This is a genomic window from Asticcacaulis taihuensis (genome assembly GCF_900100255.1).
Taxonomy (GTDB): domain Bacteria; phylum Pseudomonadota; class Alphaproteobacteria; order Caulobacterales; family Caulobacteraceae; genus Asticcacaulis; species Asticcacaulis taihuensis.
Genome location: NZ_FMTS01000003.1, coordinates 159,491 through 183,992, shown reverse-complemented (window position 1 = coordinate 183,992; position 24,502 = coordinate 159,491). Strand labels below are relative to the sequence as shown.

Here is a 24,502-nt window from a genome sequence, read left to right as displayed (position 1 = left end):
AGCGTTACTCCTTTTTATGATCCATGAACCAGGCGTAGAGGTCCGGATTGGCGTAGGTGGCGTCCCAGGCGTTGTGATTGCCGCCGGGATAGATGGTATATTTAATGTCGATGCCGCAGGCTTTCGCGGCGCTGACCAGCACTTCCTCATCGCGGATCGGCACCACGTCGTCGACCTCGCCGTGGAAAGCCCAGATATGGTTACCGGTCAGCTTGCAGGGGGTTTTCAGGTTCGAATAACCGGAGACCGGCGCGATGGCGGCAAAGCGCCTGGGTTGCGTCATGCCCCAGTCCCAGGCGCCACCGCCGCCGAGCGACAGGCCGGTCAGGTAGATGCGCTTTCGGTCCGCCGGGATATGCGCCTCGACATTATCCAACCATTCCTTCAGCTTTTTCGGTTCCCATTCCTCGTCGCGCCACTGCTGCGGCGCCAGGATGATGAACGGGAAGTCGGCATGGTCGCGGGCATATGCCCACGGCCCCGGCCCCATAACGCGCGTAACATCGCTGCCCGCTTCACCCGATCCATGCAGGAAGACAATCACCGGCATCTTGCCACCATGATAGCTGGCCGGCACATACTGCATGTACTGCACGGTCGAACCGTCCTTGAGCGTGACCTTTTCAGCCGTCGCGCCCCTGGCCAGCATATCCGGCCGGGTCGTGGCGCAGCCCGTCAGGGCCAGGGCCGCCAAGGCGATAATGAAAGCTCTCATCCTTTAACACTGCCCGCTAGCAGTCCCCTTACATAATGGCGTTGAAGCGCCAGAAACAGCAATATCACCGGTGCGATGGTGACCGTGGCACAGGCCATGACCATGCCGGAATCCTGGATATGTTCCTGCGACAGCGAGGCAATGGCCAGAGGCAGGGTATAGTTGTGATCGTCCGACAGCACGATCAGCGGCCACAGGAAATCATTCCAGGCGGCCAGAAAGGTGAACACAGCCAGGGTCACGATAATGGGCGACAGGTTGGGCAGAACAATCTTACGAAAGATCATCCATTCCGAGGCGCCATCGACGCGCGCCGCCTGCAGCATTTCATCGGGCAGGCCGAGCGCATATTGCCTGACGAGAAAAATACCGAACAGCGAGGTCATGAAGGGCACCACCACGCCGGCGTAAGAATTAAGCAGGCCGAGCGTCTTGAGTTGGAAAAACAAGGGCAGCATGGTCAACTGACCGGGGATGACCACCACCGCCAGGAGGAAGCGGAACAACTTCTCACGCCCCCGAAAGTCCAGCTTGGCGAAGGCATAACCGGCGGTCACATTGAACGCCAGTGACAGGACCGTCGCCAGCGAGGCCACCAGCAGGCTGTTGAACAGGAAGCGGCCCATGCGCTGATGGGCGAAGAGGTCGGCATAGTTGGCCAGGGTCGGATCGTGCGGAAACAGCCGCGCCGGGAAGGCATTGGCCTCGGCCTCCGGCATGAAGGACATAGACACCATCCACAACAACGGAAAGACGGCGATGAATGAGGCGGCAATCAACAGGCCCGTGGTCGATATTTTCTGGAGGGCATTCCTCATGCGAACACCTCTTCCGATTTCGGCCGCAGGAAAGACAGGCCCATCAGCACCGCAAACAGGATAAAGGCCGTGGCCGAGGCATGGCCCAGGTTCCACCACTTGAAGCCGTCCTCGTACATGAAATAGAGCAGGCTTACAGTGGATTGCGCCGGCCCGCCCTGGGTCATGACGTAGGGTTCGGCGAAGAGCTGGAAATAGCCGGCCACGGTGAGCAAGGCCACCATCCACAGGCTGGGCGCCACGCCCGGCAGGGTGACATGAATGAAGCGTTCCCAGCCCCCTGCCCCATCAACGCGGGCAGCTTCGTAAAGATCATCCGGAATGCGCTGGAGGGCCGCCAGCAGGATCAGCATGTTGTAGCCGAAATTCTTCCACACTGAGAACAGGATGATGGCCGGCATGGAAAAGTGCGGATTGCCCAGCCAGTCGATCGGTTGCAGGCCGATGACGATCAGGAATTGGTTGAGCCAGCCATATTGCGCATCCAGCATATAGCGCCAGATCACCGCTGCGGCGGCCAGCGTCGCTACATAGGGCGCGAACAGGGCCGTGCGGTAAAGCGCCTTGAGCCCCACGCCCGGCACATTGAGCAGCATGGCCATGGCCAGCGACACGGCGATCGATAGGGGCGCGCCGACCAGGGCGAAATAGCAGGTATTGCCGAACGCCTTCCAGAACAGCGGCGTCTGCATCAGGTTGATATAGTTGCCAAGCCAGATGAATCGCAGGTTTTTAAGGTCGGCCAGGGCATAGAGGTCGAAATCGGTGAAACTCATCACCAGCGCACCCAACACCGGCATAAGGAAGAAGACACTGAGCACGAACATGGCCGGCGCCACGAAGACATGGCCCGGCGATATCTCCCGCATGAAGGCGCGCAAGGTCGTCATGCCACGCCCTTCAGTTCGAGCATGGCGCGCCGCTTGGCCAGAAGCGTCCAAGCGAATTCATCCAGCCCTTTCAAGGCGGCATCAAGCGTCGTGATGCCGCGCACCACGCGCTCCAGCGCCGCCACCATCTCGTTGGCGATACGCTCCCATTCCGGCACCTGCGGTGGCGGGCGGGTGCGGTTGAGCTGATCAAAGAAGGTCAGTGACCGCCGGTCGTGCATCAGGCTGGTCCGTAACCAGGCGCCCCGGTCGGCCGGCAGATCGCTCGTGGTCCTGTAAAAATCGGCCTGGCGCTGCGGATCGCACAGATATTCGATAAAACGGAAGGCGCTGTCCTTACGTTTCGATGCGCGCGGGATGCACAGCGACACCCCGCCGGCCGAGGACTCCCCCGGTCCGTGCGGTCCGGGCAACGGCGCCGTGGCCCACCGGTCCTGCAAGTTGGCCGGCAGGCGTCTGGCGAATTCCGCCAGATTCCACGGGCCAGTGATGATGAAGGCGAAATCATCGCGCGCGAATGACGAATAGACATCCGTCACCTCGGAATGGGTGAGGCGCGCGGCATAGCCCCGCTGATACAGCGATGCCGCGTAGGCGAAACTGTCGCGGATGCCAGGCTGGCGGAAGCCGCCGCGTGTATCGCTGTCAATCAGGATCGGCGCGTCAGCCTGCAGGCAGAAGGCCACCAGCGGTTCATATTCGGCAAAGGGCATCAGCAGGCCATATTTGCCGCCGCGGCACGCGCCGGAAAGTGCCGCCAGTTGCGCGTCCCAGCCGGCCCATGTGTTTGCCGGCTCATCAAATCCGGCTTTTTGCAGCAGGTCGGTGCGGTAAAACAGCAGCCTTGTATCGACATACCACGGCACGCCCAGCACCTGCCCGTCGAGCGTAACCGATTTGCGCGCCCCATCGAACCAGCGGTCAGGCGTGATGCTGCTCCGTGACAGGCGGCTGTTCAATGGTTCCAGCGCGCCAAGGGCGGCGAATTCCGATACCCAGGTGTTCCCCAGCGCAATTACATCCGGCAGATTATCGGCGGCGAAAGCGGTCAGCAGCTTTTCATGCGCCGCCCCCCACGGCAGGGCCTGCACCCGCACCGGAACGGCCGGGTTTTGCGCCTCGAAATCACCGGCGATCGCGCCCAGTGCCTCACCTTCCAGCCCCATGGCCCAGATACGCAGCGGCTCATGCTTTTTGGCGCAGGCCACAGGCGCGGCGGCCGCTAGCGACGCCAATGCCAGTCCAAACCTGCGCCGGTCCGTGCTCATCAGGCTTTCAACCAGTTCCCTGCCTCGGCCACGGGCTGGAAGCCCGCCGCCAGAAATGCCTTCTTCACCAGCGGACCGGTGACGGCGCTTCTGTTGAACATATCCCAGACGAAGCCAGAGCGATAGTTTTCCAGCCCGATCAGGATCGGTCCCTGATCGATACCCAGATGTTCCTTTGAAACCCAGCCGGCCTTTTCGGTGTGAACACCGGTCTTCGACGGCAGATCTGCCGGGAAGCTGGGGTTGAAGGCGTCCATGAAACCGTACTGGCCATAAAGATCAGAGCCATAGCGGTCACGCATCGCATGGATGGCTGGTACGCAGATATCGGGCGCAAACATTACCGATCCGGCGGCGGCGGTCGGCGCGATCGTGCCGTCGTCCATTCCCTCCTTGTCGCCCGTCTGTGGTCCCCGCGCGGCATATTCCTGGAACTGGACCTCGCGGCCATTCACCTTGGCCTTCACGTAACCCGGTCCGCGGCATGCGGTCAGTCCCCATATATCGGCGCCATAATCCCTGAAGCCGCCTGGGTTTTTAACAGCATACTTGCGCTGGGCCGCCGTGGCGCGCTGCGAATTGATGAAATAGTCGATGCCCTTGCCGCGCATAAAGGCGTCGGCGATGCCACGATAATCGAACCAGGCATGGCTGTACTGATGACCGAACATCGGGGCGAAGCCGAGATGCGGTTCGCCAAAATTATTCCCCCAGGTATCGAGCGTGGCCGTCCAGCTTTCCCAAGCCTTAGCCGGCAGGGGATGGGTCGGCGACGCCATGCCGAGATGATAGATCATCATGCCTTCATTATAACGGTCCCAATTGCGATTGATCAGGCCCTTGGCATCATGGTCCTTCATGCCGGGTTCAGGGTGCCACCCCATGCTGACCAGGCCATTTTCACGGGCCATAAAGGTCCAGTCGACACGCTCATAGAGCTTTATGGCCAGGTCGCGGATCTCGGTTTCGATGGCGTTCCTGCCATCGAAGAAAGCCGCAGCCGTCAGGGCGCCACAGAGGAACAGGGCGGTATCGATGCTCGACAACTCGACCTTATTGTAACGCAGCCCCGTATCCATATGCAGGAAGTGGTAGAAGAACCCCTTATGCCCCATCATCCCTTCGGCGGCCGGTCCCTGCTGGCCGTTCCAGAAGGTGCGCAAGGTCGTGCGCGTCCGTTCGGCGGCATCGAACCGGCTGACATAGCCGCTCTTGCAGCCGATGGCATAAGCGGTCAGGGCAAAGCCGGTGGCGGCGATCGAGCAGAAATCGGGATTGGGCCAGTTATCGGGCGCCAGGCCGGTCTTGGTATCGGTCGTTTCCCAGAAATAGGTGAAGGTGCGCCGATGCAGGTCAGCCAGTCGCGCATCGAATTCGACATTCTTGGGTGCCGTCTGCGGCCGGGCGCAGGCCGCCAGCAGGCCGGCTGCGCCTATGCCCAGCATTAAGTTACGACGACTGAAGCCGCTACGCGAAACCATTGTTTTCCCTGTTCTGATGCCTGTTCCACGGCCCTTCAAGGTCCGCTTGACCTCCGGCTGTAAACGCTTACAAATTTGTTGTCAACGCCGACATATGTGCTACCAAGGCCGCATAAGAACTTTGAAACACGGAGGATGTGGGGGCCATGTCGCGGCGCTTTCCGAAAGGCTTTCTGTGGGGCTGCGCCACCGCCGCCTACCAGATCGAGGGCGCGCCCGCAGCCGATGGCAAGGGCCCCAGCATCTGGGACCGCTACGCCCACACCCCCGGCCTGATGGCGAACGGTGACCATGGCGATATCGCCTGCGATCATTATCATCGCTTCCGCGAAGACATCGCCCTGATGGCACACCTGGGGATGCGGGCCTATCGTTTCAGCCTGTCATGGGCCCGCATTCTCCCCGAAGGGACTGGCCGGATCAATGCCGCTGGCGTGCAATTCTATTCCGACCTGATAGATGAACTGCTGGCCCACGGTATCGAGCCGATGGTCACCCTGTTTCACTGGGATCTGCCCGCCGCGCTTGATGACAAGGGCGGCTGGCTCAACCGCGACTCGGCCGACTGGTTCGCCGAATATGCCCGCGTGGCGTTCGGGGCTTATGACGGCCGGGTGAAAAAGTGGATCACGATCAACGAACCGTGGGTCGTCAGTGACGGCGGCTATCTGCGCGGCACCATTGCCCCCGGCCATCGCAACCGCTTCGAGGCGCCGATCGCCTCGCATAACCTGATGCGGGCGCACGGCGCGGCGGTCAAAGCCTACAGGGAAACCGGCCGGCATGAGATCGGGCTGGCGGTCAATATCGAGCCGAAATATGCCACCAGCGCCACGCCGGAAGACATGGCGGCCGCCCACCGCGCCTCGGCCTACATGAACGAGCAATATCTCGATCCGGCCCTGCTCGGCCGCTATCCGCTACCCTTGCGCGAGATATTCGGCCCCGCCTGGCCCGACTGGCCGGAAGCAGATTTCGACCTGATCCGCCAGCCGCTCGATTTCCTCGGCATCAATTACTACACCCGCGCCGTGGTGCGTCATGACGCGGCGGATGACCTGCTGAGGGCTATGCCCGTCCGTCAACCCGGCGCCCTCTATACCGAGACGAACTGGGAGGTTTTTCCGCAAGGGCTCACCGATACCCTCCTGTGGATACGGCAACGCTATGGCGACATCCCGCTCTATATCACCGAAAACGGCGCTGCCTTCCCTGATCCGCCCGCAGCTACCCATGGTCAGGTACACGATCCACAACGGGTCGATTACCTGCGTACGCACCTTCTGGCCCTGCATGAGGCCATCGCCAAAGGCGTCGATGTGCGCGGCTACATGGCCTGGTCCTTCATGGACAATCTCGAATGGTCGCTGGGCTATGCCAAGCGCTTCGGCCTTGTCCATGTCAATTTCGAGACGCAGGCGCGCACACCAAAGGACAGCGCCCGCTTCTATTCACAGGTGATCGCCAGCCACGGTGAATGCCTTGGCGAAAGTCCCGACACCACCTGACAATCATGTCTTCCGGGGAAACAGATGAGCACAGCACAGGCGCGCGGCGCCGATCATTTCGTCATCGTCGGCGGTGGCACCGCCGGCTGGATGGCCGCCGCCTGCCTGGCGCGCCTGCTGTTGCGCACGCCAGGCCCCCAAAAGGTCAGCCTGGTCGAATCCGAAGATATCCCCACCATCGGCGTGGGGGAAGCCACTGTCCCCTCCATTCAGGACATGCTGCGTTACCTGAATATCGATGAAGCCGATTTTGTCGACGCCACCGATGCCACTTACAAGCTGGCCATCCGCTTCAGGGACTGGAGCGGCCCCGGCAGCGACTTTTTCCACGGCTTCGGTGAACTCGGGCCGACCATAGACAATCTGCCGCTGTTTCAGCACTGGCTGCGTGAAAAGATCGCCGGAGCGCCCGTCCCTCCCTTGTCAGACCTCAGCATGTCGGCGCAACTGGCGCTGCATAACCGTTTCGCCAAGCCCACGACGAACGGTAACTCACCGCTCTATATGGCAGGCTATGCCTATCATTTCGACGCCGGCAAGGTGGCGCAATACTTGCGCGGCTATGCCGAGGCCAAGGGCGTGCGGCGCATCGAGGGCCGGATCATTGAGGTCACCCAGGATGACCAGGGCGACATAGCCGGTCTGAGGCTGGCCGATGGCCGTGAGATCGCCGGAGATTTCTTCATCGATTGCTCGGGATTTGCCGGCCTGCTGATCGGGAAGACCCTGGGATCAGACTATGAAGACTGGTCGCACTGGCTGCCATGCGACCGGGCCGTCGCCATGCCGACTCAGGGCCTGCGACCGATCGCACCCTATACCCTGGTCACCGCCCGCGCCGCCGGCTGGACCTGGCGTATTCCCCTGCTGTCGCGGCTCGGCAACGGCTATGTCTATGCCAGTCGGTTCTGCGACGACGAGACGGCCCGTCAGACACTGACCGATGCGGTCGACAGCGCGCCGGTGGCCGAACCTCGGCTGCTCCGCTTTACGCCCGGCAGGCGTCGGCACCCCTGGCTGCGGAACTGCCTGTCGCTCGGCCTGGCGTCCGGGTTCCTCGAACCATTGGAATCGACCAGCATCCACCTGATCTTCGCCAACCTGTTCCGCTTCTTCGATTATTTCCCGCGCACGGTGGACTGCGCAACCCTGAGCCAGGGTTTCAATGCCCGTTCGGTCCGGGAAATCGAAGAAATCCGCGACTTCCTGATCCTGCACTACAAAGCCTCTCCGCGCCGTGACACGGATTTCTGGCGATATGTCACAGGTATGGATATTCCGGACAGCCTCTCTGCCAAGAGCGAGGTTTTCCGCCAGCAGGGCAAGCTGTTCGCCGACTATTACGACTTTTTCAAACCGGCAAGCTGGATGGCCATTTATGACGGACTGGGCGTCGTACCGGATGCGGCCGATCCGCTGGCGGCGCTCGTGCCACAAGACAAGGCCCGTGCGATCCTGCGCGACGTCACCGAGGGCATCCGCCAGGCGGCCCTGACGGCGCCCACGCATGAGGCGGCGCTTTCCGCCCTGCTCAGGCGCGCGCTTTAAGCCGGGTAAAGGCCTGTCCGTCGGCATCGAACAGATAGGCATCGCTCGGTGCAAAACATAATCGCAATGTGTCATCGTGCCTGACCGGATGACCGCCGGGCAAAAGCGCACAGACCGTCTGGCCGACGCCTGCCATCAGGCCATAGACCGCCTGCATCCCGCCCAGGGTCTCGACGACATCGGCCGTGACATTGAACCCATTCGCCCCCTTGCCGATGGCCAAGGCATCCGGCCGCACGCCGAGCGTTATCCGGTCGCCGATATGGGCCCGGCCGGCCTCGGCCGCCGCCGACACCACATCGCCTGACACCAGCCTGACCTTGACCGCCGACTTCGTTATGGCGGTTATTTCCCCCGCCAGCAGGTTCATGCGCGGCGACCCAAGGAAGGAGGCCACAAACAGGTTGCGCGGCGCTTCATAGACCTCCATCGGTGTGCCGACCTGTTCAATCGCGCCGCCATTGAGTACCACCAGGCGCGAGGCCAGGGTCATGGCTTCGACCTGATCGTGGGTGACATAGATCATCGTCGTTTTCAGTTCTCGGTGCAAACGGGCGAATTCGTGGCGCATATGGACGCGCAGGCCGGCATCGAGATTGGACAGGGGCTCATCGAGCAGGAACAGTCGCGGCTGCCGCACAATGGCGCGGCCGATGGCCACGCGCTGCCTCTGGCCGCCGGAAAGTTCTTTTGGCCGCCGGTCAAGCAGGTCTTCGATACCCAGCAGTGTCGCCGCCTGGCCCACCGCTGCCGTAATTTCGGCTTCCGGTCTTTTGGCCATGCGTAGGCCGAAAGCCATGTTGTCGCGTACATTGAGGTGCGGATAGAGGGCATAGGACTGGAAGACCATGGCGACGCCGCGCTGGGCGGGCGACAGCGACAACGCGCTTTGTCCCTCGATCAGGACATCACCTTCGGTCGGCGCCTCAAGCCCGGCAATAACGCGCAAAAGCGTGGACTTGCCGCAGCCGGATGGCCCGACAATGACCAGGAATTCACCGTCGGCAATGGCCAGGTCGATTCCCTTCAGGGCGGTCTGCGTCCCGAATGCCTTTTCCAGCCCAATTAACGCGACATTCGCCACTTTGTATATTCCCGCCTTTTTGGCCAGACTACGCGGCGAACCGAGAATTCACAAGCTCATCACATCATGTAAACGATGTAAATCAAACTGTTACCGGAATAGCCCCTGGCTGCCGCAAACAGCCTTGCCAAATTTATTTTGCAGGCGCTAACATTTTTCCGAATGGCCAAGACCGTCAATGTGCTTATCATCGATCCCGACGAAGCCCGCGCCGAACAGGTGGCGGAGGGTGTTCGCGCGGATAATGGCGACCAGGAGACCGTCATCCGCCAGGAGCGGCATTTCGAACTGCGGATGCTGCGTGATTTCGATCCCGACATGGTCATCATCGCCTGCGAAAGTCCGGACCGCGACATGCTGGAAGCCCTGCAGGTGGCCAACGAACAGGTGCCGCGCCCGGTGGTGATGTTCGTCGACCGCTCCGACGACAACGCCACGGCAAAGGCGCTGGAGGCCGGCGTGGCCGGCTATATTGTCGATGGCTTCAATCCGAAGCGCATTTCATCGATCCTGACCGTGGCTGCACAGCGCTTTGCCGTGACTCAAGGGTTGCGCAAGGATCTCGACAAGGCCAAGGCCGACCTCGCCGCCCGCAAGACCATCGACCGCGCCAAGGGCGTGCTGATGGCCTCGCGCAATCTCTCCGAAGACGATGCCTACAAGGCCCTTCGCAAACATGCCATGGATACCGGCCGGCCCATCCAGGCCGTGGCCGCCGACATCCTGGCGGTGAGCGATCTGTTGAAACCGGGTGACAGCCAATGACCGAACTCAAAATCGCCTACAGCCCGCTGAATGACGCCGCCCTGATCCTGGTAGCCGAGGCCCTGGGTTTTTATGACAGCGAGGGCCTGAACGTCACCCTGATCCGCGAGGCCAACTGGTCGAACATCCGCGACAAGCTGGCCTATGGCATGATCGATGCCGCGCACATCCTGGCGCCCATGCCGTTCGCGGCGGCGCTGGGGCTGGGTCCTTCTATGGGCCGGATCATCGCGCCGATGGCCCTGGGGGCCAATGGAAATTCGGTGCTGGTCTCGGCCAAGCTCAAGGCACGGCTGGAGGATGGCGGCAAGCTGGATACTTCGCTCCTCGGCAGCGCCCGTCTGCTGGCGCGTGAAGTCGAACGCCGCCGCAAGGAAGGTCTGGGCCGGCTGGTCTTTGCCGTACCCTTCACCTGGTCGCCCCACCATTTCGTTCTGCGCCACTGGGTGGCCTCGGCCGGGCTCGATCCGGAACGCCAGATCCAGTGGATTGTCGTGCCGCCGTCCCGCATGGCCGACATGGTCAAGGACGGGGTGATCGATGGCTTCTGTTCCGGCTCGCCCTGGCCACAGGCGGCGCAACTGAACGGCCATGGCGAAATTCTCTTCTCCGATCCGGATTACTGGACGCTCAAGCCGGAAAAGGTGCTGGGGGTTCGTGCCGCCTGGGCCGAAGCTAATCCGGAGGCGACCATAGCCCTCACCCGCGCCCTGCTGCGTGCCGGACAATGGGCCAGCACACCTGCGCACCGCGAAGACCTGATCCGCATTCTGGCCCGCACGGCTTCGGTCAATGCGCCGTGGAAAGCCATCGAGCTGGCGCTGGATGGCAGCGGACTGACCTTTGATCCGCAGACCGCCACCTTCCCGTGGATCAGTCACGCCAAGTGGTTCATGGGCCAGATGGTGCGCTGGGGGATGCTGTCACCCGACCATGATTTCGACCAACTGGCGCGGCACGTCTACCGGCCCGACCTGTGGCGCGAAGCCGCCGCGCCGCTGGGACTGGATTGCCCCCTGGCCGACGAAAAAACCGAGGGTGGCCAGCCGGCCGGCTGGGAAATTCCCGCAAAACCGCACAATATCCTCATGCCCGCCAACCAGTTGTTCGATGGCGGCGTCTTCCGCTGCGCCTGATCTCCGGAACAAGATATCACGAACTTGTGATATCAAATGAAACCAGATGCACTTCGCAATCGCAATATCTACGGGCCATCACAAAAGCTCGTGAACGGCGGTATTTGTGATATTTTTAACGCAAGACTTTTTCGCATCGCAATATATTCCGAATAAGGATTGACGACGGCCCACAGCCTGCCAATTCTGCACAGGCGATCAATGGAGATCGCCAGACTTTCGGCCCGGTGTGCCAATGGCGGCGCGCGGGGCCTATATCAGACAATGACGTCTCAGGCATGTTCACCGGCAACGGTGGTCACGGCTGGGACGTTTTTTTTGCTTTCAACCGGGGATATGGCGTGAAATTTTCACTTTACCAAACAACGGCCCTGACGGTTCTCACGGCCCTAACCGTGGCCGGAACGGCACAGGCCGAAGACAGCTTCAGCACCGCGCTGGCAGCCTCAAAGCCGATCGTCGAGTCAAATCTGCGCTCCGAGCAGGTCGAGCAACAGGGCTTCACCAATAAGGCCGACGCCCTGACCTGGCGCAATCGCATCGGCGTCCAGACCGGCGAGGTCCACCACCTCAAGCTCCTGGTCGAATTCGAGAACGTCACGGCCCTGACCAGCGATTACAACTCGACCACCAACGGCAAGACGGCCTACCCGGTCGTGTCCGATCCGGAAGTCACCGAACTGAACCGCGCCCAGATCGTCTGGACCCCGACGACCACGACCACACTCACCGCCGGCCGCCAGCGCATAATTCTCGATGACGGCCGCTTTATCGGCAATGTCGGCTGGCGTCAGGACGAGCAAACCATGGACGGTATTCGTCTGGACAGCGGCTTCGGCAAGCTGAAATACAGCCTGGCCTATCTCAGCAAGATCAATCGCGTCCTGGCCGAAAGCAAGGACTGGGATTCGGATAGCTGGGTGCTCAATGCCAGCTATGCCTTCAGCGACCGCCTGAAACTGACCGCCTTCGATTACGCGCTCGATTTCGACAATGCCGCTGTTTCCTCCACCAATACCTGGGGCCTGCGTGCCGCCGGCGCCGCCAGGGCCGGCACCCTGAAACTTACCTATACCGGCCAGTATGCGCGCCAGACCGACTACGGCAACAACCCAGCCAATTTCGACTTGCAGGAATATATGGTCGAGGCCGGCGCCACCTATGGTCTCGCCACTTTCAAGGTCAATTACGAATCCCTTGGCGGCAACGGCACGGTCGGTTTTATTACCCCGCTCGGCACCAACCATGCCTTCCAGGGCTTTTCGGACGCTTTTTCCGGCACCGGCGGCAACAAGACGACCGTCAACGGCATTGACGACCTGAGCTACAGCCTGAGCCTGGCCTTACCCGCCAAGCTGAAGCCGGTTTTAAGCCTCGTCTATCATGACCTGACGACCGCACGCCTCGATCAGAAACTGGGCCGGGAATGGGACGCGGTCGCCACTATCGCCCTCACGCCGCATCTCTCGGCGCTCGTAAAATACGCCGATTTCGATTCCGCCGGCGGTTCCGCGCCCGCTTCACGGCGCAAGACATGGATCGCCTTGCAGTACAAACTCTAACTCATTGTTTTAACGCGCATCTTAATCCAAAAAGTGCTATACATTTTCTGGAATGCGCTCTGCCGAAAGTAACCATTATGATTTCCAGGGACTTCTTAAAATCGGGGCACACCCCCACCCTCTTCTCTTCCTTCCTGTACTTCGACATGAGCTTCATGGTCTGGGTACTGCTGGGCGCGCTCGGCGTCCAGATCGCCAAGACGCTCGGCCTGACACCGGCCGAAAAAGGCTTCATGGTCGCCGTACCGATCCTCTCCGGCGCCGTCCTGCGCGTGGTCAACGGCGTGCTGGTCGATCGCATCGGCCCCAAGAAAACCGGCGCCCTGGCGCAGCTTATCGTCATTGCCGGACTTCTGGCGGCCTGGCTGATGCATATCAATAATTATGGCGGCGTGCTGGCGCTCGGCGTGGTGCTCGGCATGGCCGGGGCTTCGTTTGCCGTGGCCCTGCCGCTGGCCTCACGCTGGTATCCGCCCAAATATCAAGGCGTTGCCCTCGGCATCGCCGGCGCCGGCAATTCCGGCACGGTGCTGGCCTCTTTGTTTGCCCCGACGCTTGCCAAGATGTTCGGCTGGACGAGCGTATTCGGCCTGGTCGCCATCCCGCTGATCATCACTTTCGTCCTCTACATGGTTATGGCCAAGGATGCACCCGACCAGCCGCCTGCCAAAACCACGGCGCAGTATCTCAGCATCTTCAAGCAGCCCGATGCCTGGTGGTTCATGTTCTTTTATGGCGTCACCTTCGGCGGCTTTGTCGGCCTGTCCTCCTCTCTTAACATCTATTTCAACAGCGAATACGGCATCGATCCGATCCACGCCGGCTTCTTTACCGCCGCCTGCGTCTTCGTCGGCTCCCTCGTCCGTCCGATCGGCGGGGCGCTGGCCGATCGCATTGGCGGCATCCGGACGCTCAGCGTCATGTATATGGTGGCGGCTGCGGGCCTGGCTGTCCTCAGCTTCGGTATGCCGACCATCTGGACCGCCGTGGGCGTGCTGATCGTCGGCATGGGCGCGCTCGGCATGGGCAATGGCGCGGTGTTCCAGCTTGTACCACAGCGTTTCCGTAACGAAATGGGCATCATGACCGGCCTGGTCGGCATGTGCGGCGGCATTGGCGGCTTCTATCTGGCGGCTTCGCTCGGCCTGGCCAAGCAGGCCACCGGCTCTTACCAGATCGGCTTGCTGGGCTTCGCCGCCCTCGCCCTGGTGGCGCTCGGCGGCCTCAGCTACGTCAAGAAGCGCTGGCGCACCACCTGGCACGTCTTCGGCGCGGCGGATGCGAAGATCTGAGCCCCTTGATCCTCCCCTGATTTATCGGGGGAGGAGATTGCCTTCGCATCGCACAAAATCGGATAACCGCATTTTCCGTGTTGACAATCTCCGCTTTTGCCGTAGCCTCATAGATCTGATCACTGTCGATCAACCACATTCGCGCTTCTGAAACCAACGGCGGTTTCTGCGGCGCACCATCAGGACAATGGAGTCCCGAACCAGCTACTCAGCAATGAGTGGCGTGGTTCGGGGCTCTTTTTTTTGCTCAAAGGGTTCGAGTAATGACCACACAGAAAGAGCGTATCGTCATTATCGGCGCCGGCATGGCCGGGGGCCGTATTGTCGAGGAAATTCTGAAACGCGATGATACGCGCTTCGAGATTTCGATCATCGGCGCCGAGCCATGCGCCACCTATGACCGTATCCAGTTGTCGCCAGTGCTGGCAGGGGAAAAGACCTTCGATCAGATTGTCACTCACAGCCAGGACTGGTACGATTCCAATGGCGTGAAGACGCACTTCGGCTACTGGGTGCAGTCGATCGAGACGGCCGCCAAGCATGTGGTGCTGCACGATGGCCAGACCATCGCCTATGACAAGCTGATCCTGGCCACGGGCTCAGACCCGATCCGCCTGCCTCTGCCAGGCTCCGATCTTCACGGCGTCGTCGCCTTCCGCGATCTGCTCGATGTCGATCTGATGACACAGGCAGCCAATAATGGCGGTGAGGCGGTGGTGATCGGCGGCGGTCTGCTCGGCCTCGAAGCCGCCTATGGCCTGGCCAAGCGCGGCATGAAATCGACGGTCATCCACCTGGTCGATGTGCTGATGGAGCGTCAGCTCGACGAGGCCGCCGGCCGCCTGCTGGAAAAGGCCCTGCTCGATCGCGGCGTCATCTCTGTGCTCAACGCCCAGTCCGAAGCCATTCTCGGCGAAACCCATGTCGAGGGCCTGAAGCTGAAGGACGGCCGCGTCATCCCCGCCTCTCTGTTGGTCATGGCCGTCGGCATCCATCCGCATGTCGAGCCGGCGAAATCCTCCGGCCTGGTGGTCGAGCGCGGCATCGTGGTCGATGACCAGATGCGTACCTCCGACCCCAACATCTTCGCCATCGGCGAATGCGCCCAGCACCGCGGCCAATGCTATGGCCTGGTCGCACCCATCTGGGATATGTGCCGGACGCTTGCCGATGTCCTGACGGAAAAGAACGTCGACTCATCATACGCCGGCACGCAGATGGCCACGCGCCTGAAGGTTTCCGGCGTCGATCTCTATTCGGCCGGTCGGTTCTCCGGCGGTGAGGGCTGCGAGGACATCGTCTTCCGCGATCCGGGCCGCGGCGTCTACAAGCGCATCGTCATCAAGGACGACAAACTGGTGGGCACAGTCCTTTTCGGCGAGGCGGCCGATGGCGGATGGTATTTTGACCTGATGAAAAAGGGCGAGGATATCGCCCCGATCCGCGACACCCTGATCTTCGGTCAGGCCGTCACCAATGCCCTGGCCGGCCAGGACCCTTCTGACGCCATTGCGGCATGGCCCGACGACACGGAAGTGTGCGGCTGCAATGGCGTATCCAAGGGTCAGGTGGTCGCGTCGATCGCTTCCGGCAACGACACGCTGGACAAGGTGCGCGGCCACTGCAAGGCCTCGGCCTCCTGCGGCTCCTGCACCGGCATTGTCGAAAGCCTGCTGAAATGCACCCTGGGGGATAGTTTCAAGGCCCAGACCGGCCCGAAACCCGTCTGCAAATGCACCGAGCATGGTCACGCGCATGTCCGCAAGGCGATCATCGAGCAGGAACTGAAGACCCTGCCTGATGTCATGCAGGCGCTGAAATGGACAACACCCGATGGCTGTTCCTCCTGCCGCCCGGCGCTGAACTATTACCTGCTCTGTGCCTGGCCGCGCGAGTACAAGGACGATCCGCGCTCGCGCTTCGTCAATGAGCGCAACCACGCCAATATCCAGAAGGATGGCACCTACAGCGTGGTCCCGCGCATGTGGGGCGGGCTGACCTCGGCCAAGGAACTGCGCGCCATTGCCGATGTCGTCGACAAGTTCAATGTGCCGATGGTCAAGGTCACCGGCGGCCAGCGCCTCGATCTCTTCGGAGTCAAAAAGGAAGACCTGCCCGCCGTCTGGGCCGATCTCAACGCTGCGGGCATGGTTTCGGGCCACGCCTATGCCAAGGCGTTGCGCACGGTGAAGACCTGCGTCGGTTCGGAATGGTGCCGCTTCGGCACGCAGGATTCGACCGGTCTCGGCGTCAAGCTGGAGCAGGCGACCTGGGGCAGCTACATGCCGCATAAGTTCAAGATGGCCGTCTCCGGCTGCCCGCGTAACTGCGCAGAAGCGACGATCAAGGACTTCGGCGTGGTGTGCGTTGACTCAGGCTACGAGCTGCATGTCGGCGGCAACGCCGGCATCCACCTGCGCGGCACCGACTTGCTTGCCAAGGTGGCGACCGAACAGGAAGCACTGGAATGGGGAAAAGCCTTCGTTCAGCTTTACCGCGAGGACGCCTGGTATCTGGAGCGCACCGCGCCCTGGATCGAGCGGGTCGGTCTGCAATTCGTCAAGGATCGTCTGGCCGAACCGGAAATGCGTGCCGCACTGGTGGCTCGCTTCCTGGAAAGCCAGGCGGTCTATCAGGTCGATCCGTGGGCCGAACATGCGCCGAAATCCGAACCCGCCAAGGTCTTTTCGCCTCTTGCCGATCTGCGAGAAGGCTTTACCCAACCGGAGCCTGCTGAATGAATGCGAATGTCATGATCAACTGGACGGATGTCGGCGCGGCCATCGAGGTGGCTCCGCAAAGCGCCCGCCGCGTCGAAACCGTCATGGGCGCCATCGCCGTCTTCCGCACGGTGGCCGACGAATACTACGCCGTCTTCGACAAGTGCCCGCACAAGGGCGGTCCGCTGTCCGAAGGCATTGTCCATGGTCGCGCCATAGCCTGTCCGCTGCACAACTGGTCGATTTCGTTGGAGAGCGGCGAGGCCCTGGGCGCCGACGCCGGCAAAGGCTGCACCCCCACCGTGCCGCTGAAGATTGCGGACGGCCGCATTCTGCTGGGACTGAACTTTTAGCTCTCCCCCTCTTGGAGGGGGAGCTTGGAAATGGCGCAAGCCATTTTCAAGAGGGGGTAAATTTCCGTCGGTTGTTACCCCCTCCGGCGCTGCGCGCCACCTCCCCCTCCAAGAGGGGGAGATCTAAACAGCCACCGTTCGGATACCTCCAATCATGTTCGAGTCCACGCCGCCCGTCACGATGAAAACGACCTGCCCCTATTGCGGGGTCGGATGCGGCGTGAAGGCGGAACTGACCGGCGGCCGCCGCATGTCGGTCAAGGGCGACGAAACCCACCCGGCTAACCAAGGCCGCCTGTGCTCCAAGGGCACGGCGCTCGGCAATACCTTTGGCCTCGAAGGCCGGCTGCTTGAACCGAAAATGCGTACCGCCAATGGTTTCGAACCAACAAGCTGGGACGAAGCCCTGGACGCCGTGGCGCACAAGTTCAACGCCATCATCAGCGAACACGGCCCCGATGCCGTCGCCTTCTATGTCTCCGGCCAGTTGCTGACCGAGGACTATTACGCTGTCAACAAACTGGCCAAGGGCTATATCGGCACGGCCAATGTCGATACCAATTCACGCCTGTGCATGTCATCGGCGGTGGCGGCGCACAAGCAGGCCTTCGGCGCCGACCTGGTGCCCGGCACCTATGAGGATCTCGAGCTGGCCGACCTGCTGGTCTTTTCCGGCCACAACGCCGCCTGGACCCATCCGGTGCTCTATCGCCGCATCGAGGCGCGAGAAGGCCAGATGCGCGTCTGCATCGACCCCAAACGCACCGATACCGCCAAGGCCGCCGACCTGCACCTGATGATCCGGCCACAGACCGATGTGCGCCTGTGGAATGGTCTGTGCGCTCACCTGATCGCCCGTAATGCCGTCGATCATGACTTCATCGACCAGCATACGGAAGGCTATTCGCGCTTGATGGCGGCGCTTTGCGAGGATGATCAGAGCCTGGACGCCATTGCCCACGATTGCGGGATTTCGCCGGCCGATCTTAAAGCCTTCTACGATGCCTTCCTCCATACCGAAAAGACGGTCAGCCTGTTCTCCATGGGCTCCAACCAGTCGTCCCAGGGCGTCCACAAGGGGCTGGCCCTGATCAATGCCCACCTGCTCTCCGGTAAGGTTGGCAAGCCTGGCGCCGCGCCCTTCTCGATCACCGGCCAGCCCAATGCCATGGGCGGCCGCGAGGTCGGCGGCCTGGCCAATATGCTGGCTGCGCACATGGATTTCGATGATGCCTCCAAGGCGATTGTTCAACGCTACTGGCAATCGCCGACCATCGCGCCGAAACCCGGCCTGAAGGCGGTCGATATGTTCGAGGCTGTGCGCACAGGCAAGGTCAAGGCCATCTGGATCATGGCCACCAATCCAATGGTCTCTATGCCGGACGGCAACCGCATCCACGAAGCCCTGTCCAACTGCGAACTGGTCGTGGTCTCCGATGTCATCGCCCGCACGGATACGATGGATATGGCGCATATCCAGCTTCCGGCCGCCGCCTGGGGCGAGAAAGACGGCACGGTCACCAATTCCGAGCGCGTCATCTCGCGCCAGCGTCGCATGACCACCCTGCCCGGCCAAGTCCGTCCCGACTGGGCGATCATCGCCGAAGTGGCCCGCCGCATGAACAGCGCCTGGGACAAAGCTTTTAGCTGGAAAGGTCCGCACGAGGTCTTCGCCGAACACGCCGGGCTGACCGCTTTCGAGAATACCGGCCAACGGTTTCTGAACCTCGGCGGCCTGACCGGACTAAACCGCGACGCCTATGACACGCTCACGCCGACGCGCTGGCCTGTGACTGCGGCTGGCTCCACGCACCGTCTCTTTGCCGATGGCCGTTTCGCCACGCCGAATGGCCGCGCCCGCCTGATCGCACCAAAGCCCACTGGTCCGGCCAACAAGCCTACGCCAGAATTTCCATTCAGCCTGAACAGCGCCCGCGTCCGCGACCACTGGCACACGATGACACGCACCGCCTTGGCGCCCGAACTGAACCGCCATATCAACGAGCCTCTGCTGGATATCCATCCGACGGACGCCAAACGCCTTGGCATCAGGGATAGCCGCCTGTCTATCGTCACCACGGCATTTGGCGAAGCAATCCTGAAAGCCCGCGTCACCGACGATGTGCGCGAAGGCAATCTGAGCGTGCCTATGCACTGGACGCGTCAGTTCGCCCCCTTTGGCCGCGCCAACCAAATGGTCAATCCGGCGGTCGATCCGATGTCCGGACAGCCGGAATTCAAGCACACCCCGGCGCGGGTCTCTGCCTATAACGAGGCCTGGCACGGATTCATCATGACACCACGCGATTTCGACGGTGAGTTGCCCGACTTTGGTGATGCCGTGTGGCGGCGGTCCAGCCACGCCTTCGCCGATTGTTTCGAACTGGCCGGCATCGCGCCGATGGATATTTCCGGCATCGAGATCACCCAGAGCCTCGACGACGTGACTACCGGCCTGACCCGCCGCGTCCGCATCGAGGATGGCCGCCTGACCCGCGTTCTTTTCATCGCACCGATCCATAAGCGCCTGCCGCCCCGCGACTGGCTGCTGGAACGCTTCGGCGACCTGGTGCTGGATGCCAAGGACCGCGCCGCCCTGCTGATCGGCCGCCTGCCCGGCGTGCAGGACAAGGGCCGGATTATCTGCGCCTGCCGCAGCGTCGGTGAAAAAACCATCACTGCCGCCATTGCCGATGGCGCCCTCACCGTCGAGGCCATTGGCGAAGCGACCACCGCCGGCACGGCCTGTGGTTCGTGCAAGGGCGAACTGAAGCAATGCCTGCTGAAACATGCAAAGGAGACCGCCCATGCCGCGTAACTCTTTATCCTCCCCTGCTTGCGGGGGAGGTGTCAGCGCGAAGCCCGAAGGGCTGGTGTCGATGACGGAGGGGGCAAAGCCACCGTCTGTCAGCCCCCTCCACCACTTCGTGGTCCCCCTCCCCCGCTTCGCAGGGGAGGATCGGAAGGGCTTCGTCTCTCTCGTCGGCGCCGGTCCCGGCGATGCCGATCACCTGACGCTCGGTGCGCTGAAGGCCCTGCAATCGGCGCAGGCCCTGCTCTACGACGCCCTGGTCTCGGAAGATATCCTCGCCCTGGCACCGCAGAAATGCGTCAAGATCTGCGTCGGCAAGCGCGGCGACCGCCTCAGCGTTTCCCAGGACAAGACCAACGCCCTGATGGTGCGGCTGGCGAAGAAGGGCCTGCATGTCGTGCGGCTGAAGGGCGGCGATCCGTCGGTCTTTGGCCGCGTCGAGGAAGAGCGCCTTTATCTGGAAGCCCACGACATCGGCCACAAGACCCTGCCGGGCGTCACCGCGGCTTCCGCCGCCGCGGCACAATTTGCCTTTCCGCTCACCCATCGCGGCGAAGCGCGCTCGGTCACTTTCCTGACCGGCCGCACAAAGGATGGCTCGATCGACCTGCGCCATGAGAGCATCAGCGATCCGATGGTCTCGCTCGTCTTCTATATGTCGTCGCACAATGCCGACCATATCGAGGCCAGCCTACTGCACGCCGGCCGTTCGCCACAAACGCCTGTGGTTATTATCGAAAATGCCGGACGCCCGACCGCTCGCGCCCTTTCCGGCACACTGACGGAAATGGCCGCGCTGGTTGCCCAGGCGGCCTTTGACGGTCCGGTGCTGATGGGTATCGGCGTCGCCTTTGGCTACGCCCGCCTGGCCTTGCTCAATTCTGGGCCTGTTAAGGCGCGACTTCAAGCGTAAGACTGTAGGACCAGTTGCGCGGATCGGATTGATCTCCATCCTGCCAGTTGCGGCTCATCTCAATCACATAGACGCCCGGCGTATCGAATGCCACCTGCGCCTTGCCGCCAGCATCCGTGGTGCCGGTATAGACATAGCTGGCATCACGATACTGGTCGCCGCCGCGCTCGATCTTGAAATCCGCCGCCGGCAAGGGCTTGCCGTCGAAGACCACGGTGAAGTCGAACGTGCCTCCAGCGAAGAGACGACTTGGATGCGACACCGGCGCGATTTCCAGCCCCTTGCCTTCCAGCGGCGGCAAGGTATCAGACGGCTTTTTCAGCGAAATATAGCTGTCGGCGCGGCTCATGCCCTTGACGGTCACCGTTTTGGCGTCGGCGGAAATGGCGGGTTGTTGCAGCATTTGCCCCCCCGGAGTGCCCGGTCCACCGGGTCCGCGTACCGGGCGCCATTTGCCATCGACCTCGACCATCTGCATCGAGCGCATTTCCACATTGCCCGTGGTCAGGCGAAAGGTGCCTTCGTGCGGCAGGGCGGATTCGAACAGGGTCACTTCCTTGAACTGTGTTCCCTTGGCAGGCGTGGCCGCTCCCTTGTCATCGATGATCTGAAAGCTGTCGACCTTCAGAGCGCCTTCCGGCACAAAGACGTTCTCCGAGGTCGCGGCTTCGGCCGTGATATAGGCTTCGGTCGGGGCGAAATTATAGGGCAGGATATAGCTGGTGCGCGCTTCGGCAGCCCCCGCTACAAACAGGGCGGCCACCGCAAGGCCGGACAGGACTGGTTTCAACATAATAGGCTCCCAAAAATCATTCTTAATAAAGGTCGCGGCGATATCGCCCGGATATCTTGGCGTCATCGACCCACGCCTGGCCGAGCGCGCCTGCCAGCGCCTGCTCGACCTCAAGGCCCATCTCACGACCACCACAGCACAGGATCGCACCGTCCGTGCCCAACCAGGCGGGAATATCGGTACAGTTCGCCGCCACGATTGCTTGGACATACTGCCCCTCGCCATCATCGGGCCGTGAAAAAGCCAGATCGAGACGCGCCAGACGGCCCTCGTCGCGCCAGATTTTCATTTCGTCGGCCAAGGCACCGTCATGCTCCGGATGGCGCTCACCATAGATCAGCCAGACCTTGCGCGCCTGCGCCTGAAGGATATGCGCCCGTAAGCCCGCCAGTCCCGAACCGGCGCCGATCAGCAGCAATGGCCCGTCGCCTTCCGGCATATGGAACCCCTTGTGCGATTTAATCCGCAGCGGCAGGTTATCACCCACCTGAATGCCTTCGATCAGCAGGCCAGAACCGTCACCAGGTTCGCCGTTTTCCTTGCGGACTTCACGGACATAGAGGTCCAGCCGTCCCTCTTCCGGCAGGCTGGCGATCGAATAGTCACGGCGATGGCCAAGCGGCGTGGTGATTTCCACCAGATCACCCGCCTGCCAGTCGGCGGTCTGGCCGGTAAAGCTGAGACGATAGAGTGGATGCGTACCCTGCGGATTAAGCCGTGTCCGCGCCTCCAGCCGCCACGGCAAGCCGTCATCCGAGTGAGCCTTCTCTTGCCCGCCAAGATTGGTCAGCAGGTCGTGCCATATTTTCAGCGCCCCCGCATCCAGATCATCGACCTCGATCGCCGGCGCCACAGCCTCGGCGCCGCATGAGACCAGCCAGTTGAAAACCCGGTGACCGAAGGCGCAGAACTGATCATATTTGCTGTCGCCCAGGGCCAGGACCGCCACGGACCGGCCCGCCAGATTGTACGCTTCCCGCATCAGTGTCTTTTCGAAGCGCAGGGCCTCGTCCGGTGCATCGCCCTCGCCCGTTGTCGATATCACGCAAAGAATATGCTTCGCCGCCCGCAATTGCGCCACCGTCACCTTATCCGTGGAAATGGCCTGCGCATCACGCCCGCCCGTTGCAAGTGAAGCCGCGTTGTCTCTGGCAATCTCCTCAGCCTGGCCGGTTTGGGAGGCATAGAGCACCAGATATTCGCTGGTCACCTCGGATTTGCGCCGCCCTTTGAACGCTGCCCACAGGCAAACTGCTATAAACCCGGCGGCCCAGACGCCAGCCCACGCCCAGCGTACCGGATCATCGGTCAGGTTATCCAGGTAAGACGTCACAGCCAGTCCTCCAGGCGCGGGCTCAACCGTTCCCGAAAACCGTCCCCGTCACGCAGCCAGAACAGGCACGGGATATCGTACGTCACGGCGAAATCCATGGCGCGCGTCTCGCCCATCACCACCAGGGCCGTGGCAAGCGCATCGGCCCGCCAGCAGTCGGTATTAAATACGGTCACGCTGACAATGCCGGAGCGCGTCGGCGCCTGGGTGCGGCTGTCGATGATATGCGAATGGACCTGGCCGTCATGCACGAATGACCGTACCTGTTCGCCCGAGGTGGCCACCGCCCAGTCGCACAGGGCAGCCACAGATACTGCATTGACCGGCGTCTCGATTTCAACCCAGAACGGCAGACCGTCCGGCTGTACTCCCCAGCCCTTCAGTTCGCCGCCAATCTCGACCAGGGCCGAACAGACGCCCGGTTCGGCTTTCAGAAGATCCATCAAGGCATCGACGGCATAGCCCTTGGCGATAGCACACAGATCGATGCGCACGCCCTCAGGCTTGACAATGCCCTCCGCCTGCCAGACCAGATCGCGCCAGCGGCTGGCCGGCAGGACCGAAATATCCGGCACGCCTTCCGGCACCGCCTTCGCGCCGAAGCCCCACAGTTCCACGGCCGGCAGGATAGCCGGGTCGAAGGCGCCATGGGTCAGTTCGGCCATAGCCAGTGCATGGCACATAACCGTCATCATCCGCGCCGGTAGAGAAACGAATGTGCCCGCAGGCGCCAGATTGAAGCGCGTCAGGTCGGAATCGATGCGGTACGGGCTCATTTCCCGGTCGATTCCGTCCAGCACCGCCTGAAGCCGCGCCTTAAGCCCCATAAGGACCGCATCGGCTTCGGCATAGATACTGACCCGCCAGGTCGTGGCGAAGGCCGCGCCGCCGAGATCATGACGGACCGTTCCGGCAGGCGCCTGCGGTTCCGCGACCAGGTCGGGGATCACAACGCGTCGGTCAAGGGCGGGCAGCGACAGGGTCATTTACGGCTTATAGCTGAGCTTGACCTGGCCGAGTTCCGTTGTACCCTTGGCATTGGCGGTCACCGCCCTGGCAGGGTTCCAGGTCAGCGGCAGCTTGACCTGGTCGTGCCCCCCCTGCTCGCGCGATGCCTCAACGACGAAGCTGTACGCGCCGGGCTTCAGCCCCTTGAAGGCCGAGGCATTGGTATCGAGAGCCAGCGTATTGCGTCCGGGCGCGCGCGTGGCGCCGCTGAAACCATCGGTCGAGGTCAGGTCACGGCCGCTCTTGCGCCACCACGAGCGCAGACCCTTCAGCCAGCGGGCGCCGCGGTTTTCCGGCTTCTTGACATCATACCACAGGAAGGCATTGGCGACATGATTGCCGGCGGCATCCTCTATCCAGCCCGCGACATAGGGCTTGTGGTATTCCGCAACCTTCTGGGTCGGGATTTCGATATCGAGCACAACCTGGCCGGCATCGGCCATGGAAGCGGTCAGGCCGGTGGCCGCGACGGCGGCGAAGGCAATAAATCGGGCAGTCATGGT

20 protein-coding genes are annotated in these 24,502 nt (G+C 62.0%); 10 read left to right on the top strand and 10 right to left on the bottom strand.

Going from position 1 to position 24,502, the window contains the following annotated elements; all coding sequences use genetic code 11:
* Positions 1 to 4: 4 nt before the first annotated feature.
* From BLO49_RS09850 to BLO49_RS09830, 5 genes are read right to left on the bottom strand one after another with little or no spacing between them, the layout of a single operon-like run.
* Positions 5 to 715 (bottom strand): carboxylesterase family protein, encoded by a 711-nt coding sequence (locus BLO49_RS09850; RefSeq protein ID WP_090647756.1) that lies wholly within the window; start codon positions 713 to 715, stop codon positions 5 to 7.
* Positions 712 to 1,533 carry a carbohydrate ABC transporter permease gene (locus BLO49_RS09845; protein WP_090647752.1) on the bottom strand — a complete coding sequence of 274 codons (822 nt, stop codon included), beginning with the start codon at positions 1,531 to 1,533 and terminating at the stop codon, positions 712 to 714. Before BLO49_RS09845 ends, BLO49_RS09850 begins: the two co-directional genes overlap by 4 nt.
* On the bottom strand, positions 1,530 to 2,423 hold the full coding sequence (locus tag BLO49_RS09840; protein ID WP_220083721.1) for a carbohydrate ABC transporter permease: 894 nt from the start codon (positions 2,421 to 2,423) through the stop codon (positions 1,530 to 1,532). The genes BLO49_RS09845 and BLO49_RS09840 overlap by 4 nt, the downstream gene beginning before the upstream one ends.
* Positions 2,420 to 3,691 (bottom strand): sugar ABC transporter substrate-binding protein, encoded by a 1,272-nt coding sequence (locus BLO49_RS09835; protein ID WP_090647749.1) that lies wholly within the window; start codon positions 3,689 to 3,691, stop codon positions 2,420 to 2,422. Before BLO49_RS09835 ends, BLO49_RS09840 begins: the two co-directional genes overlap by 4 nt.
* A complete protein-coding gene (locus BLO49_RS09830; RefSeq protein WP_090647746.1) occupies positions 3,691 to 5,172 on the bottom strand; it encodes a glucoamylase family protein in 1,482 nt (493 codons plus the stop codon). Before BLO49_RS09830 ends, BLO49_RS09835 begins: the two co-directional genes overlap by 1 nt.
* Before the next feature lie 146 nt (positions 5,173 to 5,318).
* Between BLO49_RS09830 and BLO49_RS09825 the strand changes: the two genes are divergently transcribed.
* Positions 5,319 to 6,680, top strand: a complete 1,362-nt coding sequence (locus BLO49_RS09825; protein ID WP_090647743.1) for a GH1 family beta-glucosidase — start codon at positions 5,319 to 5,321, stop codon at positions 6,678 to 6,680.
* A 24-nt stretch (positions 6,681 to 6,704) separates the two neighbouring features.
* On the top strand, positions 6,705 to 8,228 hold the full coding sequence (locus BLO49_RS09820) for a tryptophan halogenase family protein (protein WP_090647740.1): 1,524 nt from the start codon (positions 6,705 to 6,707) through the stop codon (positions 8,226 to 8,228).
* Here the strand turns inward: BLO49_RS09820 and BLO49_RS09815 are convergent.
* Complete coding sequence (locus BLO49_RS09815; protein WP_090647737.1) at positions 8,212 to 9,312, bottom strand: ABC transporter ATP-binding protein; 1,101 nt, start codon at positions 9,310 to 9,312, stop codon at positions 8,212 to 8,214. The genes BLO49_RS09820 and BLO49_RS09815 overlap by 17 nt on opposite strands.
* A gap of 162 nt (positions 9,313 to 9,474) precedes the next feature.
* Between BLO49_RS09815 and BLO49_RS09810 the strand changes: the two genes are divergently transcribed.
* The 8 genes from BLO49_RS09810 (at position 9,475) to cobA (ending at position 20,865) form a co-directional block, all read left to right on the top strand.
* Positions 9,475 to 10,077, top strand: coding sequence for an ANTAR domain-containing response regulator (locus tag BLO49_RS09810; protein WP_090647734.1), 603 nt, complete (start codon positions 9,475 to 9,477; stop codon positions 10,075 to 10,077).
* Positions 10,074 to 11,213, top strand: a complete 1,140-nt coding sequence (locus tag BLO49_RS09805; protein ID WP_090647732.1) for an ABC transporter substrate-binding protein — start codon at positions 10,074 to 10,076, stop codon at positions 11,211 to 11,213. The genes BLO49_RS09810 and BLO49_RS09805 overlap by 4 nt, the downstream gene beginning before the upstream one ends.
* A gap of 341 nt (positions 11,214 to 11,554) precedes the next feature.
* Positions 11,555 to 12,775, top strand: coding sequence for an alginate export family protein (locus tag BLO49_RS09800; RefSeq protein WP_245678971.1), 1,221 nt, complete (start codon positions 11,555 to 11,557; stop codon positions 12,773 to 12,775).
* Between the two features lie 77 nt (positions 12,776 to 12,852).
* Positions 12,853 to 14,067: a nitrate/nitrite transporter gene (locus tag BLO49_RS09795; RefSeq protein WP_090647729.1), complete on the top strand. Its 1,215-nt coding sequence runs from the start codon at positions 12,853 to 12,855 to the stop codon at positions 14,065 to 14,067.
* A gap of 263 nt (positions 14,068 to 14,330) precedes the next feature.
* On the top strand, positions 14,331 to 16,808 hold the full coding sequence (gene nirB / locus BLO49_RS09790; RefSeq protein ID WP_090647726.1) for a nitrite reductase large subunit NirB: 2,478 nt from the start codon (positions 14,331 to 14,333) through the stop codon (positions 16,806 to 16,808).
* Entirely contained in the window at positions 16,805 to 17,140 is a 336-nt protein-coding gene (gene nirD, locus BLO49_RS09785; protein WP_090647724.1) for a nitrite reductase small subunit NirD, read from the top strand. Before nirB ends, nirD begins: the two co-directional genes overlap by 4 nt.
* 154 nt (positions 17,141 to 17,294) lie before the next feature.
* Entirely contained in the window at positions 17,295 to 19,958 is a 2,664-nt protein-coding gene (locus BLO49_RS09780) for a nitrate reductase (protein WP_090647721.1), read from the top strand.
* Positions 19,948 to 20,865, top strand: coding sequence for a uroporphyrinogen-III C-methyltransferase (cobA, locus tag BLO49_RS09775; RefSeq protein ID WP_245678970.1), 918 nt, complete (start codon positions 19,948 to 19,950; stop codon positions 20,863 to 20,865). Before BLO49_RS09780 ends, cobA begins: the two co-directional genes overlap by 11 nt.
* Here cobA and BLO49_RS09770 read toward each other — a convergent pair.
* From BLO49_RS09770 to BLO49_RS09755, 4 genes are read right to left on the bottom strand one after another with little or no spacing between them, the layout of a single operon-like run.
* Positions 20,843 to 21,658 carry a DUF4198 domain-containing protein gene (locus tag BLO49_RS09770; RefSeq protein ID WP_170828283.1) on the bottom strand — a complete coding sequence of 272 codons (816 nt, stop codon included), beginning with the start codon at positions 21,656 to 21,658 and terminating at the stop codon, positions 20,843 to 20,845. The two genes, cobA and BLO49_RS09770, sit on opposite strands and share 23 nt — an antisense overlap.
* Before the next feature lie 22 nt (positions 21,659 to 21,680).
* Positions 21,681 to 22,991 (bottom strand): NADPH cytochrome P450 oxidoreductase family protein, encoded by a 1,311-nt coding sequence (locus BLO49_RS09765; protein WP_245678969.1) that lies wholly within the window; start codon positions 22,989 to 22,991, stop codon positions 21,681 to 21,683.
* Positions 22,988 to 23,977 (bottom strand): FAD:protein FMN transferase, encoded by a 990-nt coding sequence (locus BLO49_RS09760; protein ID WP_090647714.1) that lies wholly within the window; start codon positions 23,975 to 23,977, stop codon positions 22,988 to 22,990. The genes BLO49_RS09765 and BLO49_RS09760 overlap by 4 nt, the downstream gene beginning before the upstream one ends.
* Positions 23,978 to 24,499: a DUF2271 domain-containing protein gene (locus BLO49_RS09755; protein ID WP_090647711.1), complete on the bottom strand. Its 522-nt coding sequence runs from the start codon at positions 24,497 to 24,499 to the stop codon at positions 23,978 to 23,980.
* Between the last annotated feature and the right edge of the window lie 3 nt (positions 24,500 to 24,502).